The sequence below is a fragment of the Streptomyces sp. NPDC093598 genome (assembly GCF_044764825.1).
Taxonomy (GTDB): domain Bacteria; phylum Actinomycetota; class Actinomycetes; order Streptomycetales; family Streptomycetaceae; genus Streptomyces.
On the sequence record NZ_JBIWIV010000025.1, the window covers coordinates 51019 to 68118 of the forward strand.

At 70.3% G+C, this 17100-nt stretch carries 13 protein-coding genes and 1 pseudogene; 8 read left to right on the top strand and 6 right to left on the bottom strand.

All coding sequences use genetic code 11. The features are described 5' to 3' along the window. The first annotated feature begins 20 nt into the window (after positions 1-20). Entirely contained in the window at positions 21-1763 is a 1743-nt protein-coding gene (locus tag ACIRDU_RS37570) for an MGH1-like glycoside hydrolase domain-containing protein (RefSeq protein ID WP_403588524.1), read from the top strand. Positions 1764-1779: 16 nt separating this feature from the next. On the opposite strand, the gene ACIRDU_RS37575 is transcribed toward ACIRDU_RS37570, so the two are convergent. Continuing rightward, positions 1780-3141 carry a pyridoxal phosphate-dependent decarboxylase family protein gene (locus tag ACIRDU_RS37575; protein WP_403588526.1) on the bottom strand — a complete coding sequence of 454 codons (1362 nt, stop codon included), beginning with the start codon at positions 3139-3141 and terminating at the stop codon, positions 1780-1782. 122 nt (positions 3142-3263) lie between these two features. Between ACIRDU_RS37575 and ACIRDU_RS37580 the strand changes: the two genes are divergently transcribed. Continuing rightward, the gene (locus tag ACIRDU_RS37580) at positions 3264-3746 is read left to right on the top strand and encodes a MarR family winged helix-turn-helix transcriptional regulator (protein WP_403588528.1); all 483 of its coding nucleotides are present in this window, start codon (positions 3264-3266) and stop codon (positions 3744-3746) included. Here the strand turns inward: ACIRDU_RS37580 and ACIRDU_RS37585 are convergent. Together ACIRDU_RS37585 and ACIRDU_RS37590 are read right to left on the bottom strand one after the other, a co-directional pair. Beyond that, a pseudogene (locus ACIRDU_RS37585) lies at positions 3689-3968 on the bottom strand (response regulator transcription factor); the annotation flags it as partial. The gene ACIRDU_RS37580 and the pseudogene ACIRDU_RS37585 overlap by 58 nt on opposite strands. 72 nt (positions 3969-4040) lie before the next feature. Next, positions 4041-5942, bottom strand: coding sequence for a rhamnogalacturonan lyase (locus ACIRDU_RS37590; RefSeq protein WP_403588529.1), 1902 nt, complete (start codon positions 5940-5942; stop codon positions 4041-4043). A 442-nt stretch (positions 5943-6384) separates the two neighbouring features. On the opposite strand from ACIRDU_RS37590, the gene ACIRDU_RS37595 reads away from it, so the two are divergent. The 6 genes from ACIRDU_RS37595 (at position 6385) to ACIRDU_RS37620 (ending at position 12203) form a co-directional block, all read left to right on the top strand. After that, positions 6385-7434: a glycosyl hydrolase 53 family protein gene (locus tag ACIRDU_RS37595; protein ID WP_403588531.1), complete on the top strand. Its 1050-nt coding sequence runs from the start codon at positions 6385-6387 to the stop codon at positions 7432-7434. A 67-nt stretch (positions 7435-7501) separates the two neighbouring features. Next, the gene (locus ACIRDU_RS37600; RefSeq protein ID WP_403588533.1) at positions 7502-8584 is read left to right on the top strand and encodes a rhamnogalacturonan acetylesterase; all 1083 of its coding nucleotides are present in this window, start codon (positions 7502-7504) and stop codon (positions 8582-8584) included. A 36-nt stretch (positions 8585-8620) separates the two neighbouring features. After that, on the top strand, positions 8621-9487 hold the full coding sequence (locus tag ACIRDU_RS37605; protein WP_403588535.1) for a GDSL-type esterase/lipase family protein: 867 nt from the start codon (positions 8621-8623) through the stop codon (positions 9485-9487). Between the two features lie 110 nt (positions 9488-9597). After that, positions 9598-10305 (top strand): GNAT family N-acetyltransferase, encoded by a 708-nt coding sequence (locus ACIRDU_RS37610; RefSeq protein ID WP_403588536.1) that lies wholly within the window; start codon positions 9598-9600, stop codon positions 10303-10305. Between the two features lie 214 nt (positions 10306-10519). Continuing rightward, positions 10520-11830, top strand: a complete 1311-nt coding sequence (locus ACIRDU_RS37615; RefSeq protein ID WP_403588538.1) for a ricin-type beta-trefoil lectin domain protein — start codon at positions 10520-10522, stop codon at positions 11828-11830. Between the two features lie 37 nt (positions 11831-11867). Further along, positions 11868-12203 carry a cupin domain-containing protein gene (locus ACIRDU_RS37620; protein WP_403588540.1) on the top strand — a complete coding sequence of 112 codons (336 nt, stop codon included), beginning with the start codon at positions 11868-11870 and terminating at the stop codon, positions 12201-12203. On the opposite strand, the gene ACIRDU_RS37625 is transcribed toward ACIRDU_RS37620, so the two are convergent. The 3 genes from ACIRDU_RS37625 to ACIRDU_RS37635 form a co-directional block, all read right to left on the bottom strand. Then, positions 12086-14863: a SpoIIE family protein phosphatase gene (locus tag ACIRDU_RS37625; RefSeq protein WP_403588542.1), complete on the bottom strand. Its 2778-nt coding sequence runs from the start codon at positions 14861-14863 to the stop codon at positions 12086-12088. The two genes, ACIRDU_RS37620 and ACIRDU_RS37625, sit on opposite strands and share 118 nt — an antisense overlap. 114 nt (positions 14864-14977) lie before the next feature. Next, positions 14978-16066 (bottom strand): ABC transporter substrate-binding protein, encoded by a 1089-nt coding sequence (locus ACIRDU_RS37630; RefSeq protein ID WP_403588544.1) that lies wholly within the window; start codon positions 16064-16066, stop codon positions 14978-14980. 89 nt (positions 16067-16155) lie between these two features. Beyond that, the coding region (locus ACIRDU_RS37635; RefSeq protein WP_403588546.1) for a D-2-hydroxyacid dehydrogenase at positions 16156-17100 on the bottom strand (945 nt) is incomplete at its 5' end.

A 17100-nucleotide genomic window follows, 5' to 3' on the forward strand; every position in this document is an offset into this window, starting at 1 on the left:
CGAGAAACGAGTGACACTTCATGACCGCCGACCACTCCGGCCCGGCCTTCTCCGTCCACGACATCCCGTTCAGCACGTACGGATCCTGGTTCGGCATCTCGCCCGTGGTGGCGGAGAAGACGTACGCCGAGGATCTCCACCTCGTCTCCCACCAGAACGGCATGCACGCCGTCCTGCGCCTGACACCCCTGGACCCCGTGACGGGCGACCGGGCCGAGACCCGCGTGGAGGCCAGACCGGGTCTGCTCAGCTGGACCGGCGCGGACGGGCGCGTCGACCTGGCCTACGAGTCGCCGGACACCGTACGTCTGCGCGGGAGCGGCCTGGGGATCGCCGTCCGGGCGGCCGCCCAGGTCCTGACGCCGTTCAGCGGAACGTACTTCTTCCGCGACGCCGCCGCAGGCGCCCATGTGTTCACGTCCTACGAGACGGGGCGCCGGTACCGCGTCACCGTGCTGTCCGGTACCGCCGGCACGACCGGTGCCCAGGCGCTGGGCAGTGCCGAACGCGGTCTCGCCACCACCGCGGATACGGGCGGGACCTGGGAGATCGCGATCGAGGAACTCGACGCGGCTCGCCCGCCGTACACGTCCGCGGCGGCCTTCGAGGAGATCGTGGCATCCGGGCGACGCGCGTTCGCGGAGTTCGTGGACGCCGTCGCCCCCTGGCGCTCGTCCGCCACCCCGGCCGCCGAACTGGCCGCCTACGTCGTCTGGTCGGCCACGGTACGCCCGACCGGCCTGGTCACCCGGCCCGCGGTGCTGATGTCCAAGCACTGGATGGACAAGGTGTGGAGCTGGGACCACTGCTTCAACGCCCTGGCCTTGGCCCCCGGTTGCCCGGAGCTGGCCCGGGACCAGTTCGCCCTGCCCTTCGACCACCAGGACGGCAGCGGCGCCCTGCCGGACTCGGTGACCCACTCCGAGGTCCTCTACAACTTCGTCAAACCGCCCATCCACGGCTGGGCCTTCGGGCACCTGCGCCGCCGTCTGCCGGCGCCTCCCGGCCCGGCCGAACTGGCCGAGGTCTACCACCGGCTGGAGCGCTGGACGAACTTCTGGCTCACGGCCCGGCGCACCCCCGGCTCCGCCTTCCCCCACTACCAGCACGGCAACGACAGTGGCTGGGACAACGCCACCACCTTCGACCCCGAGCGGGTCGTCGAGACCGCCGACCTGTCCGCCTTCCTCGTCCTCCAGCTCCGTGAACTCGCGTACCTGGCAAGCGAGTTGGAGCGAAGGGACGAGGCCGGCCGTTGGCAGCGAGCCGCCGAGGCGACCCAGGCGGCGTTGCTGGACCAGCTCTGGAGCGGCGACCGGTTCGTCGCCCGGGGCGTCGAAAGCGGGGACACCTGGGGCAGCGCCGGCCTCCTCGACCTGATGCCCATCGTGCTCGGCGAGCATCTGCCGGGCGACATCAGCGGCGCCCTGGCCGACCACATCAAGGCCCACCTGACCCCGTACGGTCTCGCCACGGAACTGCCCACCTCACCCCACTACCTCGACGACGGCTACTGGCGCGGCCCCATCTGGGCCCCCGCCACCGTCCTCATCGAGGACGGGCTGCGCCGCGCCGGCCACCACCGTCTGGCGGACGACATCAGCACCCGCTTCCGCGCCCTGTGCGAGACCTCGGGCTTCGCCGAGAACTTCGACGCCCTCACCGGAACGGGCCTGCGCGACCGCGCCTACACCTGGACCGCCAGCAGCTACCTCCTCCTGGCGGAGGCGTACGCACTCCGAGGTGACCATGACCTGATGTGAACCCCGGTGGCAGCGCTCATGACCGGGCGAGACGCGCGACCCGGTCATGGAGGCGCTGCACGTGGTCCTCGGACTCCGGCTTCATCAGGACGCTGCGGAGGATGCGTGCGCCGTCGGCGTCGGCGGTGATCTTCTGGTGGCGTGCGGTGAACGCGTCGCGGTCGGCCTTGAGGGTGCTCAGGAACACGGGATCGGGTTCCGCCATGCCGTCGGCCAGGACCCTGGCGGACGCCGCGTCGATGGCGGTGAGGCCGGCGGGCTCCACCGCGGGGAAGTAGCCGACGATGTCCAACTCGGGCTGCTGGTACAGCTCCAGGGCGTCGGAGGCGGTGATCAGGTCGGCCCAGCGCAGGGCGGCCCGGCGACCGGCTCCGAGGACGCGGCCGAGTCCGTCGGGGGTGGGCGGGAGGACCTGGAAGGTGAGCCACAGGGCGGCGGCCGAGGCACCGGCGCGGGAGCACTCCAGGCTGATCTCGCCGAGGTGGAGCTCGCTGGAGGTGAAGTAGGTGTAGGGCGAGTCGTGCAGGTAGAAGCGGCCCACCTCGGGGTCGCGGAACAGGACGGCACCGCAGCCGTAGGGCTGGAGTCCGTGTTTGTGCGGATCGACGACGATCGAGTCGCACCGGGCGATCGCCCGCCAGGGCTGGGAGGGGAGTCCTTCCGGCCCTTCGGCGCCGGCGAGCAGCGTGAAGAAGCCGCCGTAGGCCGCGTCGACATGGAGCCGGACACCGTAGCGGTCCCTGAGGGGGAGGGCCTCGTGAATCGGGTCGACGGCCCCGAGGCCGGTGGTGCCGGCGGTGAGGACGACTGTGCCGACCTCTCCCGACCGCAGGATGTCCTCGAGCGCGTCGAGGCTGATGCGGCCGCGGTCGTCGGTCGGGATCGGGTAGCCCTTCATGCCCAGGACGTGGCACATGCGGCCGTGGGTGTAGTGGGCGTCGGCGCTGTAGGCGATGCCGCGGCCGGGATGGAGCTCGCGGGCGACGAAGAGGGCCTCGAGGTTGGCGATCGTGCCGCTGGTGGTGAGGTGACCGAGGTGGGTGTCGTAGCCGAACATCGCGGCCAGTTGCGCGACCGCCTCGCGTTCTATGCGGGCGGTGGCGGGGCCCCCGTCCAGCGCGTGGTTGTTCGGGTTGATCAGCATGGTGGTCAGGTAGCCGACGATCGCCGCCGGGTGCGGGGGCTTGAGCATCTGCCCCGCGTAGCGCGGATGGAAGAAGGGATAGTTCTCCTTCAGTCTCCCGGTGAGTTCCTCGAAGGCGGCGGCGAAACGGTCGTCGTCGACGAGGAGGGACGGGTGCTGCTCGTAGGGGCCGAAGCCGTCGGCCCACTGCTGTATCGCGTCGTTGGCCCGGCCGAGCCAGTGCTGAAGGTCCACTGATCTCCCTCTCTGCCGTTTCCGGGGGGTGGGTGTCCACCATAGGAGTTCGTTGACTACTCAGCAATTGATTGCTCAGTAATTGAGACGGCAGTAGGTGAAGACGCAGTAAAGTCGGCCGGATGAGTCCCGCGAACCGAGAGAACGACGAAGCCGCCCGCGCCGCCGACAGCCGGCTCGTGCACGACTTCGGACTGCTGATCAAGGCCGCCACGCGCATGGAGCAGCGGATCGACACGGCGCTGCGCAAGGAGTGCCAGGTCAGCCACACCATGTTCGAGGTCCTCATCCGGCTCTGCCGGCACCCGGAGGAGGAGACCTCCCAGCGCCGGCTCGCCGACGACCTCACGCTCACCAGCAGCGGCATCACCCGGCTGATCGACCGCATGGAGGGCGCCGGTCTGGCGCGGCGCGTACCGGCTCCCGGTGACCGCAGAAGCGTCCTGGTCGAGGCGACCGATCACGGCCGTGCGGTGTTCCTCCGGGCCGCCACTGTCCACGCGCGGGTCGTCGAGCGGTACTTCGTGGCACCGGTGGCCGCTGCCGACTACGGACGGCTGATCCGCTCGCTGAGCGAGATCGAGAAGACGCTGCGCGACGACTGAGCCGGTCGGATCCGCGTCTCCCCGGCGCGGACCAGTCCGCTCGTAGGCCATGACCACGTGTTGGACCCGGTCCCGGGCGCCGAGCCTGGCCATGGCCCGCTTGGCGTGGGTCTTGACGGTGACCGGGGTGGCGAGGAGCCGCTCGGCGATCGCGTGGTCGGACAGGCCTGTGGCCACCGGCGTCATGACCTGGCGCTCCCGGGGCGTCAGTGTCGTCGGCCGAGCGCGGACATGTGTCTCTGCCGCGATCGCGGCAGAGACACATGTCCGCGGGCCGAGCTGGGCCAGGGTGGGTCAGGGTGTGTAGACCGTGGGGCGTGGAGCCGTCGGCATGGCGTTGCCGATGAAGAAGCTCGGGTGCGGGGGCTGGTTGTAGGCGGTGTTCTGCCAGGCCAGCGCCGTGCGGTACTGGGTGTCGTGGAGCAGGGTCGTGATCTTCGTGCTGGTCTGGTGCGGGGTGGAGTAGATCCGCAGCGCCTTGTTGTCGCCGGTGCGCCAGATGACCTCCTCGCGCCAGTCGCCGAGGATGTCGCCCGACAGGGCCGGGGTGGATTTGGTGCCGTTGTTCGAGGCCACGCCTGACCCGGTGAGCAGGCGGGTGTCGCCGGAGGTGCCGTACTTGTCGATCCGGGTGCCGTCGAGGAGTTCGCGGACGGGGTCGCCGTCCCACCAGGACAGGAAGTTGATGCTGGAGGGCTCCCGGCCCAGGGAGGCGCCGGTGGCGGAGCGCAGGGTGGTGTCGGTGGCGGACCAGGCCTCGGCGCCCGCGCTGCCGGCGTAGACGTCGGCGGCGACACCCCGGCCGTTGTCGGAGCCCGACGCCGTCTGCCACAGCCTCGTACCGGTGCGGGCGTCGGCCATCCAGGAGCCGGGCTTGCTGGAGTCCTCCGAGACCTTGAAGTACTCCAGGCCCGGACGCGAGGGGTTGAGGTCGCCGACGTGGCCGGCGTCGCCGTGGCCGAGCCTGGTGGTCCACAGGCCGCTGCCGTTGTCGTCGACGGTCATCGCGCCGTAGACGATCTCGTCCTTGCCGTCGGCGTCGACATCGGCGACCGACAGGCTGTGGTTGCCCTGGCCGTCGTAACCCTTGCCGCTGTTGCTGGAGGACGTCGTGTCGAAGGTCCAGCGGCGGGTGAAGGCGCCGTTCCGCCAGTCCCAAGCGGCTATCACCGTACGGGTGTAGTAGCCGCGCGCCATGATCAGTGAGGGGCGGGCGCCGTCGAGGTAGGCCGTGCCGGCGAGGAAGCGGTCGACGCGGTTGCCGTAGTTGTCGCCCCAGGAGGAGACGCTGCCGCGGCCCGGGACGTAGTCGACGCTCTGCATCGCCTTGCCGGTTCGGCCGTCGAACATCGTCAGGAACTCGGGGCCGGACAGGACGTAGCCGCTGGAGTTGCGGTGGTCGGCGGAGGGACTGCCGATGACCGCGCCGGTGCCGTCGCGGGTGCCGTCGGCGGTCTTCATGGCGACTTCGGCCCTGCCGTCGCCGTCGTAGTCGTACACCTGGAACTGTGTGTAGTGCGCGCCGGAGCGGATGTTGCGGCCCAGGTCGATGCGCCACAGCCGGGTGCCGTCGAGTTTGATGCCGTCGACGACGGTGTTGCCGGTGTAGCCGGACTGGGAGTTGTCCTTGGCGTTGGTCGGCTGCCACTTGAGCACCAGGTCCATGGCACCGTCGCCGTCGAGATCGCCGACGGAGGCGTCGTTGGCCTCGTAGGTGTAGGCCGAGTTGCCCGGCGCGGTACCACCCGCGGGCGGGGAGATGGGCACGTCCTTGTAGCCCGTGCGGAACTGGACCGCGGGCGCGGACGCGGCCTGCTCGGTGCCGTTGACGACCGCGCGCACCGTGTAGTCGGCCGACGCCGCGCCGCCGGCGTCGAAGTAGTTCGTCGAGGCCGTGACGGGTGAGGAGTTGAGTCTGCTTCCGCCGCGGTAGACGTTGAACGACACGTCGTTCGGGTCGGTCGCCAGCCATCGCCACGACACGAGGTTTCCGCTGTCGGTGTGCACGCTGGACAGGCCGCGGTCGAGCTTCTCGACCTGTCTGGCGGTCGCCGCGTGCGCGGTCTGCGGCAGGGCGACGAGCGCGGAGACGGCCAGAGCGGCAGCGGAGACGCCGCCGATGAACCGGCCGCCCGGCCGATGGGGTGATCGCCACGGTCGTGGCGCGGTGCGGGGACGCCGGTGCGAGTCGGTCACGGTGGCCTCCGGGGCGTGGGGGGTATGGGAACGCTCCCATGAGGACGGAGCGTAAGAACGGGCTGATGCCTCGTCAAGGATTCTGTCCACTCCGCTGTTCGGCCCTGTTCGGATCCGTGAGGTTCTCGTGCCCCACGGATTGACAGTCGGGTGTCGAGCCGAGAACACTGCGTGAGGCGCCTCACGGTCCACAGTGGTCGATCGCAGTCGAACTGGTCGACCGGCCGACGAACTCGGGCGCCGAGCGAGACAGTTCGTGGATCCCCGCACCTGCAACTTCCTCCTTTCGAAGATGGAGCGTCGCGTGCCCGCCTGGACAGGTTGTGAACGCTCCCAGCACCTGTAGGCCGCTACGACCAGTCCCGGAAACTCCACCCCCCACAACCCGCTGCCCGCCGGCCGCGACGCCCCCTGCGCGGCCGGCGGACAGGGAGGAGCGACCATGTCCCCGACCCCTGCTCCCGCTTGGATCGATCGCCGGACGCTGCTCAAGGCCACGACCGCGACCGCCGGCGCCATCGCCACCGCCGCCGCGCTCGCCGAGCTCGAAACGCCGGCCCACGCTGCCGCCGGTTTCGTCAAGGGCGTCGACATCAGCTGTGTGCCGCAGATGGAGGCGCGCGGCTACACCTGGAGGAACGCCGGCGGGCAGGCGCAGGACCTGTTGACCATCCTCAAGGGTTACGGCATCACCGCGGTCCGGCTGCGCACGTTCGTCAACCCGTCCAGCAGCTCGACCGACGGGCACTGCTCCATCAGCGAGGTAGCCGCCTTCGCCAAGCGGGTCAAGGCCGCGGGCATGTCGATCATGCTGGACTACATGTTCGGCGACACCTGGAACTCCGTCGGCGTGCAGAACCCGCCCGCCGCCTGGCGCAGCATGAACTACAGCCAGATGCTCACCGCGATGAGCGCGTACGTGAACCAGACGATGACCGTCATGAAGAACAACGATGTGCTCCCCGCCTGGGTGCAGATCGGCAACGAGATCAACAGCGGGATCTGCCGGCCCGTCGGCAGCGTCTCCAGCCCGGCGCAGATGACCGGGCTGCTCAACGCCGCCTACACCCAGGTCAAGACGGTGTCGCCGAACTCGACGGTGTGCATCCACCTGGCCCAGCCGCAGAAGTACGACGTGATGACGACGTTCTTCAGCCGCTTCGCGGCCAACGGTGGCAGGTGGGACATGTCGGTGTTCTCCTCCTACGGCAGCGCCGACGTCGCCCCCGGGATCGTGGCGAACATGAAGAGGATCTCCGACGCCTATGGAAAACCGTTCCTGCAGAGCGAGTTCGGCGGTCGGGTGGACCGGGCCTCGTCCACCCGGGCCTCACTTGTGGCCTGCACCAAGGCACTGAAGGCCAACGGCGGACAGGGCATCTTCTACTGGGAGCCGGAGTGCATGTCCCCGTTCACCGGCTACAACATGGGTGCCTGGGACTCCTCCAGCAAGCGGCCCACCGTCATCATGGACGGCTTCACCCAGGCCTGAGCAGCGAGCTGTGCACCCCACCCCTTACCTCTCCGTGGCGAAGGACGGACCCATGATGGTAATGAGCATGACATTGAGGCGGGTCGGCCGCGGCAGACATGCCGCCCAGCTGGGAGTGGCGGGTTTGCTGACCCTGGCGGCTCTGGCCGGCACCGGCGCGGCCCACAGCGCTGCCGCCGCGCCGCGGGCCCTGCCGGCCGGCTGTTCCGGCACCTCCGCGATCACCTGTCATTACGGCGTCGCGCCGGGCAACTACGACGTGACGGTCTCCATCGGCGGCGCCTCGGCGGGGCAGACCGAGATGTGGGCCGAGGCCCGGCGGCTGATGCTCCCGGCCACGCGAACGGCGGCCGGAGCCGTCGCCACGTACTCGTTCACCGTCAACGTGCGCCAGCCGGAGGGGCAGCCGACCGGCCAGGGCGGCACCGGGAACCCCGGCCTGGACCTCCGCTTCACGGGCTCCGGCCCTCAGGTCTCGGCCGTCTCCGTGAAGCCGGCGTCGCAACCGCTGGTCGCCTACCTGGCCGGGGACTCGACCGTGTGCGACCAGCCGGCAGCTCCGTACACCGGCTGGGGGCAGATGATCACGACAGCGGTGCGTCCCGGCGCGGTCATCGCCAACTACGGTGACTCGGGGGAGAGTTCGGGAAGCTTCCTGAGCAACTCGGCGCTCTTCCCCGCGCTGCTGGCGAAGGTCAGGGCGAACGACCCGGTCTTCATCCAGTTCGGCCACAACGACAAGCAGACCAGCGCGTCCGCCTACCGCAACAACCTCACCACCATGATCTCGCGGGTCCGCGGCAAGGGCGGTGTCCCGGTCCTGGTGACACCACCGGTCCGCCGACTGTTCGACGGCAACCGGCTCACGCCCACGGCACTGCACGTCAACGGCGTCAACGTGAACCTCCCCGCCGAGATGCGCGCGGTCGGTGCGGCGCAGCGGGTTCCGGTGGTCGACCTGACCGCCCGGAGCAAGGCGCTGGTGGAGTCCCTCGGACCGTCCGCCTCCGCGCAGCTCTTCCTCCGCTCCTCCGTCGACGGTGTCACGGACAACACCCACTTCTCGCAGTACGGCGCGGCCCAGATGGGCGGGCTGCTGCTCCAGGCCGTCCGGGAGCAGAACCTGCCCCTGGCCGCCCACCTGCGCTGACCGACGCACGGGGCGCACGTCCCCGGGAGGGAACCGATGAAGAACTTACGGACCGTCATCACCACCGCGCTGGTGATCGCCCTGTCGAGCCTCGGGCTCGGTGCCGCCTCCGCGGCCGACAGCGCCGCGACGCGCTGCTCCGGCACCTCCGGTGTCGCGGCACCGGCGGCCCGGGCGGCCGCCCAGCCGGTCACCGTGTGGCTGGCCGGTGACTCGACCATGGCCAACCCGGGCTCCGCCCGCTGCCCGGTCGGCTGGGGCAGCCAGTTCGACGCCCTGTTCAACGCCGACGTGACCGTCAGGAACCAGGCCGTGGGAGGCCGCAGCATCCAGACCTGGATGTACGAGGGCAACGTCAGCAGCACCAAGGGCGCGGACGGCGAGTGCCGTCTCACGTCCAGCACGTACTCGTCACGCTGGCAGTCGATGCTGAACGCGGGCACCGGGATGAAGGCGGGTGACTACCTGTTCATCCAGTTCGGCATCAACGACTCCTCCTCGACCTGCCCCCGGCACGTCGGCCCGGCCCGCTACCGGCAGCTGATGACCACGATGGTGCAGGCCGCACTGGCCCGAGGAGCACACCCGGTGCTGCTCACCCCGGTGGCCGCCCTCACCTGTTCCGGAAGCACGGCGACGAAGAACCGCGGCTTCGTGAACGAGACCTTCGCCGTCGGATCCGCCACCAGGGCGCCGGTCGTCGACCTGCAGTCGCTCAGCGTCTCGCTCTACAACAGCCTGCGCTTCTGCCCGCACAACGGCGACTTCGGGTCGGGCCCCGTGGGCGCCTTCTTCTGCGACGACCGCACCCACTTCGAGACGTACGGCGCACAGCGGATCGCCGGACTCGTCGCCGGTGACGTGCGCAGGCAGAACCTCCCGCTCGCCGCATATCTCAGGTAGCGCCGAGAACCGGTCATGAGGGCTGACTAGCATGGCTGTCGGCATCCGAAGGCGCCGTGCCGGCCTCCCGGCCGACCGGCTCCGACCGAGGGCAGGAGAGGCACAGCAACATGACGGGGCTCCGCGACGCCGTCGCACTCGACGACCCGGTGGGCGAGTCGCTCCGCGGTCACCACGCACATCTCGCCCGCCGGCTCGGCAGCGCCGCCACCTACGTACCCGGCGTCGCGACCTTCTCCGCGATACCCGCCGAGCCGGACGCGGACGCATGGGCGGACTTGGCCAAGCTGCTGGGACCGGGCGAGTTCGCCGACATGTTCAGCTGCCCGGCGTTGCCGCCGTCGGACTGGGAACCGGTCTTCGTCCTCGAAGGCCGCCAGATGATCTGGACCGGCAGCAGCAGCCCTGACCTCTCTCCCGCCGAGCTCGGCTCCGGCGTCATCGAACTCGGCGTGGAGAGCGTGCCCGAGATGCTCGACCTCATCGAGCGGACCCGGCCGGGACCTTTCTGGCCCCGCACTCATGAACTCGGCACCTATCTCGGCATCCGTGACGGCGGCAGGCTGGTGGCGATGGTGGGGGAGCGGCTGAGGCCTCCCGGATGGACCGAGGTCAGTGCCGTCTGCACCGCCCCCGAGGCCCGTGGGCAGGGTCATGCGGTGCGCCTGCTGCGCGCGCTCATCGCACGCATCGTGGCTCGCGGCGAACGCCCCTTCCTGCACGTGGCCGAGGCGAACAGCGGCGCGCTCGCGCTCTACGAACGGCTCGGTTTCGAGACCCGCAAGCACGTGACGTTCCGCGGCTTCCGCACTCCGTGAGGCACCGGGTCCGCGGACGACGCGGACGGGACGGACTGCAAAGGAACCCGACACGTCCCGACAACAGACCCCGACAGAATCCTTGACGGCACGTCAGGGCCTACCTACGCTCACCGCACCTGGGAACGCTCCCAGAGCACCTGTTCGCGCACCCCCACTCGCTGCGTACCGCCCCGCCCTCCTCGGACCGGGCAGGGCAAGGAGGAACAGGACCATGCAGACACCCCGGCGGAGAAGCAGGACGGTCACGGCCGCCCTGGTAGCGGCCGTGACCGGCCTGCTCGCCACACTCCTCTCGATCCAGCCGGCGCAGGCCCGACCGGCGGCGGCTCAGGCAAACCCGTACGAGCGGGGCCCTGCCCCCACGGTGAGCAGCGTCGCGGCCCAGCGGGGCACCTTCGCCACCGCGGAGATCAACGTCTCGCCCGGCAACGGCTTCAACGGCGGCAAGATCTACTACCCGACGGACACCAGCCAGGGCACCTGGGGCGCGATCGCCGCCGTGCCCGGTTACACCGCCAAGTGGGCAGCCGAGGGCGCCTGGATGGGGCACTGGCTCGCATCCTTCGGATTCGTCGTCATCGGCATCGACACCAACAGCCCCAACGACTTCGACACCGCCCGCGGAACCCAGCTCCTCGCCGCCCTTGACTACCTCACCCAGAAGAGCCCGGTGCGCGATCGCGTCGACCCCGGCCGGCTGGGCGTACTCGGCCACTCCATGGGCGGCGGCGGCGCCATCAGCGCGGCCGAACGGCGGCCGTCGCTGAAGGCGGCCGTCCCGCTCGCGCCCTTCTCGCCCTCGCAGAACCTGTCCACCCTGCGGGTCCCGACGATGATCATGGGCGCCCGGGACGACGGCACGGTCACCCCCTCCTACCTCGACGGCCTCTACGGCGGCATGCCGGCGGCGACGCAGAGCGCCTTCATCGAACTCACCAGCGGCGGCCACGGCTTCCCGACGTGGGGCAACTCGAACGTCATGCGCCGTACGATCCCCTGGCTCAAGATCTTCCTCGACAACGACACCCGGTACACCCAGTTCCTGTGCCCGTCGCTCGCGGACCGCAGCCAGATCTCCCGGTCGAAGACCAAGTGCCCCTATGTTCCGCCGGGCGGAACGGCCCCGCAGCCGACCGGTGGCAAGGTCGTCGGCGCCGGCTCGGGCCGGTGCCTGGACGTGCAGGATTCCTCGCAGGCCAACGGCACCCAGGTGCAGTTGTGGGACTGCCTGGACCGCGCCGGCCAGAAGTGGACCCGCACGGGCGCCGGCGAGCTGCGCGTGTACGGCGGCAAGTGTCTGGACGCCGAGGCCTCCGGAACCTCTCCTGGTACGCGGGCGCTCATCTGGGACTGTCACGGCGGCCAGAACCAACGCTGGAACGTCAACGCCAACGGCACGATCACCAGCGCCCGCTCCGGCCTGTGCCTGGAGGCGTCCGGCTCCGGCACCGCCAACGGGACCCGAGCGGTTCTGTGGAACTGCAACGGCGGGTCCAACCAGCGCTGGAGCATCGGCTCCTGAGGATCGGCCACTCAGGGCTCCCGGACGAGTTGTGGGAGTGCCGGCCGGAGGGTGGCCGGTCGAGGAGCGCGAGGACACCGAGACCTGCTGCATCCTGAGCGGCCGCGCGATCATCACGGACGGTGCCACGGGAGAGACCTTCGAGATCTCCGCCGGCGACGTCAGCGGCCGGACCAGCCCAAGGGCTGGTCCGGCCGCTGGGACGTCAAGGAGACGCTCCGCAAGCTGTACAGCATCGGCCTGTGACGCGGTGACTCACCAGGCCGCGTCCTCCCACTGGTCCAGGAGGGCTTCGGCCGGCACCTCGTCGGGCTCGCCGGCCGGACTCCGCGTCGATTGTTCGGTCCAGATCACCTTGCCACGGGCCTTGTAACGGGTGCCCCACCGCTGGGCGAACCGGGCGACGAGGAACAGTCCCCGTCCGCCCTCGTCGGTGGTCGCGGCCCGACGAAGGTGGGGTGAGGTGCTGCTGCCGTCGGCGACCTCGCAGATCAGGCTGTCGCGGTCGTGCAGCACCCGCAGCCGGATCGGTGCGATGCCGTAGCGGATGGCGTTGGTGACCAGCTCGCTGACGATCAACTCGGTCGTGAAGGCCATCTCCTCCAGTCCCCAGGTCCTCAGGCGCCCCGTGACCTCCGCCCGGATGGCCGCGACGGCCGCCGGATCACCGGGCACGTCCCACTCGGCCACCTGGGCGGGGTCCAGCAGTCGGGTGCGGGCGACGAGCAGGGCGATGTCGTCACTCGCCCGCGCCGGAAGCATCGCGTCGAGGACGTCCTGGCAGGTCGCCTCAGGGGCCCGGCCCGAGTGCGCCAGCGCGTCACGCAGCGCCTCGAGACCGGTGTCGATGCCCCGCTCCCGGTCCTCGATCAGACCGTCCGTGTAAAGAACCAGCCGGGAGCCCTCGGGGAGGGTGAGCTCGGCGGTCTCGAAGGGCTCCCCGCCGCCCAGACCGAGCGGCGGGGAACCGGGCACCCGCAGGAATTCCACGGTGCCGTCGGGGCGCACCAGGGCCGGCTGCGGATGCCCGGAGCGGGACAGGGAGCACATCCCGGAGGCCGGGTCGTAGATGGCGTAGAGACATGTGGCGCCCGAGACGCTCTCGCTGTCCCGCTCCCCGTTCTCGTCGCTGTCGATCCGCGCGACGAGCTCGTCGAGGTGCCCCAGGAGCTCGTCCGGGGGCAGGTCCAGGGCGGAGAAGTTGTGCACGGCGGTGCGCAGCCGGCCCATCGTCGCCGCGGCATGGAGGCCGTGCCCCACCACGTCACCGACCACCAGCGCGACCCGTGCACCGGGCAGGGGGATCACGTCGAACCAGTCACCCCCCACGCCGTCCAGGGCCGGCAGATAGCGGTGGGCGACCTCCACGGCCGCGTGATCGGGCAGGGAGCTGGGCAGCAGACTGCGCTGAAGCGTCTCGGCCAGGGTGTGTTCGCGGGTGTAGCGACGGGCGTTGTCGACGGCCACCGCGGCCCGGGCGGCCAGTTCCTCGGCGAAGGCCAGATCCTCCCCGCCGAAGGGAACGCCGTCCGAGCGCCAGAAACTCGCCATGCCCAGCACCACACCGCGGGCCTGGAGCGGCACCGTGATCAGGGAGTGGAAGCCGAGTTCCCGCACACGCCGGGCACGATCGGGATCCTGGGCGCTCATCCAGCCGCCGGGGGCGGTCAGGTCGACGTCCAGGACCGCGCGGCCCCGCTCGGCGCCGACGGCCACGGGAGAAGTGGGAACGAAGCGGATCAGCTCTCCCACCGGATGGAGGGACCGGGCACCGTCAGTGCCGTGCACCGCCACCCGGCGCATCTCGGGACCGGGCCCGGCCGACACCGCACCGCGCAGGATCGGATCGAGCAGGTCGACGGTCGCGGCGTCGGCGAACCGGGGGACCGCCACCTCGGCAAGCTCCTGTGCGGTGCGCACCACGTCCAGCGTGGTTCCGATCCGCACCCCCGCCTCGTACAGCAGCCCCAGCCGCTCCCGGGCCACCTCCGCCCGGCCCGCCAGGGCACGCAGCTCCGTCGTGTCGCGCAAGGTGGCCACGCTGCCCGCGGAGTGGTCGTCGGGGTCGACCGGCCGTACGTTGACCGCCAGCAGCCGGTCGCCGGCCAGGTGCACCACGTCCGTGACCGGCCGGCCCGAGCCCAGCAACCCGGCGGTGCCCGCTTCCAGGCCGAGATCGCCGACCCGGCGCTCCTCGGCGTCCTCGGGCAGGTCGAGCAGCCTGCGTGCCTCGTCGTTGGCGAGCAAAAGCCGCCCGTCGCCCCCGGTGATCAGTACGCCCTCCCGCACGGCGTGCAGCACCGCGTCGTGGTGCTCGTACATCCGGGTCATCTCGGACGGATCCAGGCCGCGGGTCTGTCGCCGCAGCCGCCAGGAGACCAGTGCCGTCCCGCCGGCGGCCACCACGAGGGCGCCGCCGGCGAAACCCAACAACTGCGGCAGCTGGTCCTGCACCACGTCGTCCACACTGGCCACGGTGACCCCGACCGACACGAAGCCGACGATGGTGATCCCGTTGGTGTCGTAGACGGGAACCGTCGTGTCCACGGCAGGACCCAGACTGCCCTCGAACGTTTTGGTGAACGGGCGGTCGGCGGCGGCGCCCTCGCGCAGGGCGTAGATGTGCTTGCCGATCAGCTCCGGATCGGGGTGCGTCCAGCGGAAGCCCTGTGGATCGAAGGTCACCACGTAGTCGACCCCGGTGTTCTTCCGGGTGTCCTCCGCACGCGGCTGCAGCAGCACGGTGGGGTCGCCGGACTTCATGGCATCCAGCGTTCCCGGGGCCCGCGCGAAGGACTGGGCGACACCTTTCGACAGCAGCCAGGCCTCCTGCGTGCTCGAGTCCCGGGCCTGCACCACGAGAGCCCCTCCAGCGGCGGCGGCGAACAGCACCATGATCACCAGCTGCAGCAGGAACACCTGGCCGGCGACGCTGCGCACCCTCGGCAGGCCCCTCCGTCGCGCTCCCCGGGGCCGGGTGCCGGGCTCGTGCCGCGAGTCCTGCTCCGCGGCACGCCGCGAGGCTCGCCCCATCGGCTCGCCACTGCGTGCGGGGGAGCGAAGGGCCGAGGATCGACCAAGGTGCCGGAGCATACCGACTCTTTACCATGTACCGTCATATTCAGCCATATGGCTGCATTCAGCCGGTCAGGCTCGAGCCCACTCCTGCCAGCGCCTGGTGACGGAGTCCCCGTGCTCGAGCCACCACTCGATGTCGAGATCGAAGCCCGACAACAGGTGGCCGGGAGTGCTCGCCAGATTCACGGCGGTGGACTCGGTGAGGTGTCCGTAGGCGGCGGGCACGACGGGGCCGTCGGGGTAGAGCCGCGCCATGTGGGCCTGCACCTCGGGCCGCAGCGCGAAATCGATGAGCCGGTAGGCGGCGTCCGGGTTCGCGGAGCCCTTGGGAATGCCGTAGCCGTTGCTCTGCCTGCGGGCACCGTTCCACTCGTACGCGAGCGGAGTCCCGCGTTCGATCAGGTTCTGGAGCCTGCCGGCCCAGGCGCTGGAGGTTACGACACTGCCGCGTGACAGCAGCTCACCCGGCTCCGCGCCGTACTCCCAGAACGTCCGCACGGAGCCCCTGACCTCGTCGAGGACCTTGAAGGCGCGGTCCACATCGAGGGGGTAGAGCCGGTCGAGCGGTACACCGTCGGCGAGCAGGGCGAACTCCAGCTCCGGCCAGTCCACCTCGCCCTGGAGCGCGCGGCGGCCCGGGAAGGGCCCGAGGCTCCAGAAGTCCGCCCACGACTCGGGCTTCCGCCCGTCGAAGGCGTCGGTGCGGTAGGCGAGGACGCTGGCCCAGTAGCTCTTGCCCACGCCGTTGGGGGTGAGCAGGGACTGGGCGATTCCCGCGTTCCTGGTGTTTTTCAACCGGGCGTAGTCCAGCTGCTCGGAGGCGCCCTCGTGCTCGAAAAGAATCAGATTGGACATGTCGATGTCCATGACGTCGAACTGCGGACGGCCTTCCTTGATTTGGGCGAGCATCTGCGCGTGCCCGAAGTTCACCGTCCTGATCCGAATGCCGGTCTCTTTGGTGAACGGGTCGTAGACCGCCTTTCGGTTCGCCTCGCCATAAGAGCCGCCGAAGTTCCGGACGATGAGCACTTGGCTGGTCTTGGTGGCACTCCGCCCGGCGCGGGTCTCACACGCCGTGAGCGAGGCGGCAGCTGCGCCCACGGCGATTCCCCCGACACCGGTCAGGAAGGCTCTGCGGTCGAATGCGATATCTCCCACCGGCTGCCTCCACAGTGCCTTCCGGATTGATCCGCGACGGATCTTCCTCGTGCAGCTTCAGTCAGTGTTTACCAGGAAAAGTACTGCCTTCACAGAGGCGGTGGGCCGGAGTCCACCACGTATCCGCGGCGTTTGTCGACGACGTTGCGGAGCGGTAGGCCCTCGGCACGGCGGGTGAGATTGTCCAGGAACACCTCGACGAGCGCCTCCCGCTCGCTGGTGGTCTCGCCCGCCGTGTGCGGGGAGATCATCACGCCGGGCATGTCCCACAGGGGTGATGCGGCAGGCAGGGGTTCCTGGGCGAAGACGTCCAGGGCGGCGCCGGCGAGGCGTCCGGCGGCGAGGTGGTCGACCAGGGCCTCCTCGTCGACGAGTCCGCCCCGGCCTACGTTGATCAGCCGGGCACCCGGCTTCATCGCGGCGAGCACGGGGGCGTCGACCATGCCCCGGGTGTCCTGGGTGAGGGGTGCGGCCAGGACGACGTAGTCGGCCTCTGCCAGGGCGGAGGGCAGGGTCGTCGCATCGTGGACCGTGCCGAAGTCGGGGTCGGCCGTGCGGGCCGTGCGGCCGGCGCCGCAGACCCGCATCCCGACGGCGCTCAGCAGCCGGGCGATGGCCCGGCCGATCGGCCCCGTCCCCCAGACCAGCACGGTGCGGCCACTGATCGTCTCGCTCTGGTGAGGACGCCATTCGCGGTGCTGCTGGTGCTCCCAGATGCGGGGGAAGTCCTTGGCGAGGGCGAGGATCAGTCCGAGGACGTACTCGGCGATCGGCTCGCTGTACACACCGCTCGAGTTGGTGAGTATGACGCCTGGATCCTCCACCAGGGCGGGGAACAGGAAGGAGTCCACTCCGGTAGCCGCGGCATGCACCCAGCGGGGTGCCTTCTCCGGGTTGTCGGGCCAGGCCTCGCGGATGGCCGGGGTGATGCTCACCCACGCCATGAGGATGTCCGCGCCGGGGAGGAGGTAGGGCAGTTCCTCTTCGGTGGCGTAGACGGTGTCGGCGAGGCGTTCGATGAGTGCGGTGGCGGG

Bases quoted from the DNA above. Each gene is read 5' to 3' on its own strand.
- ACIRDU_RS37580 (WP_403588528.1), top strand. From the start codon at position 3,264: ATGAGTCCCGCGAACCGAGAGAACGACGAAGCCGCCCGCGCCGCCGAC.
- ACIRDU_RS37600 (WP_403588533.1), top strand. From the start codon at position 7,502: ATGACATTGAGGCGGGTCGGCCGCGGCAGACATGCCGCCCAGCTGGGA.
- ACIRDU_RS37625 (WP_403588542.1), bottom strand. From the start codon at position 14,863: ATGGGGCGAGCCTCGCGGCGTGCCGCGGAGCAGGACTCGCGGCACGAG.
- ACIRDU_RS37605 (WP_403588535.1), top strand. From the start codon at position 8,621: ATGAAGAACTTACGGACCGTCATCACCACCGCGCTGGTGATCGCCCTG.
- ACIRDU_RS37610 (WP_403588536.1), top strand. From the start codon at position 9,598: ATGACGGGGCTCCGCGACGCCGTCGCACTCGACGACCCGGTGGGCGAG.
- ACIRDU_RS37570 (WP_403588524.1), top strand. From the start codon at position 21: ATGACCGCCGACCACTCCGGCCCGGCCTTCTCCGTCCACGACATCCCG.
- ACIRDU_RS37615 (WP_403588538.1), top strand. From the start codon at position 10,520: ATGCAGACACCCCGGCGGAGAAGCAGGACGGTCACGGCCGCCCTGGTA.
- ACIRDU_RS37595 (WP_403588531.1), top strand. From the start codon at position 6,385: ATGTCCCCGACCCCTGCTCCCGCTTGGATCGATCGCCGGACGCTGCTC.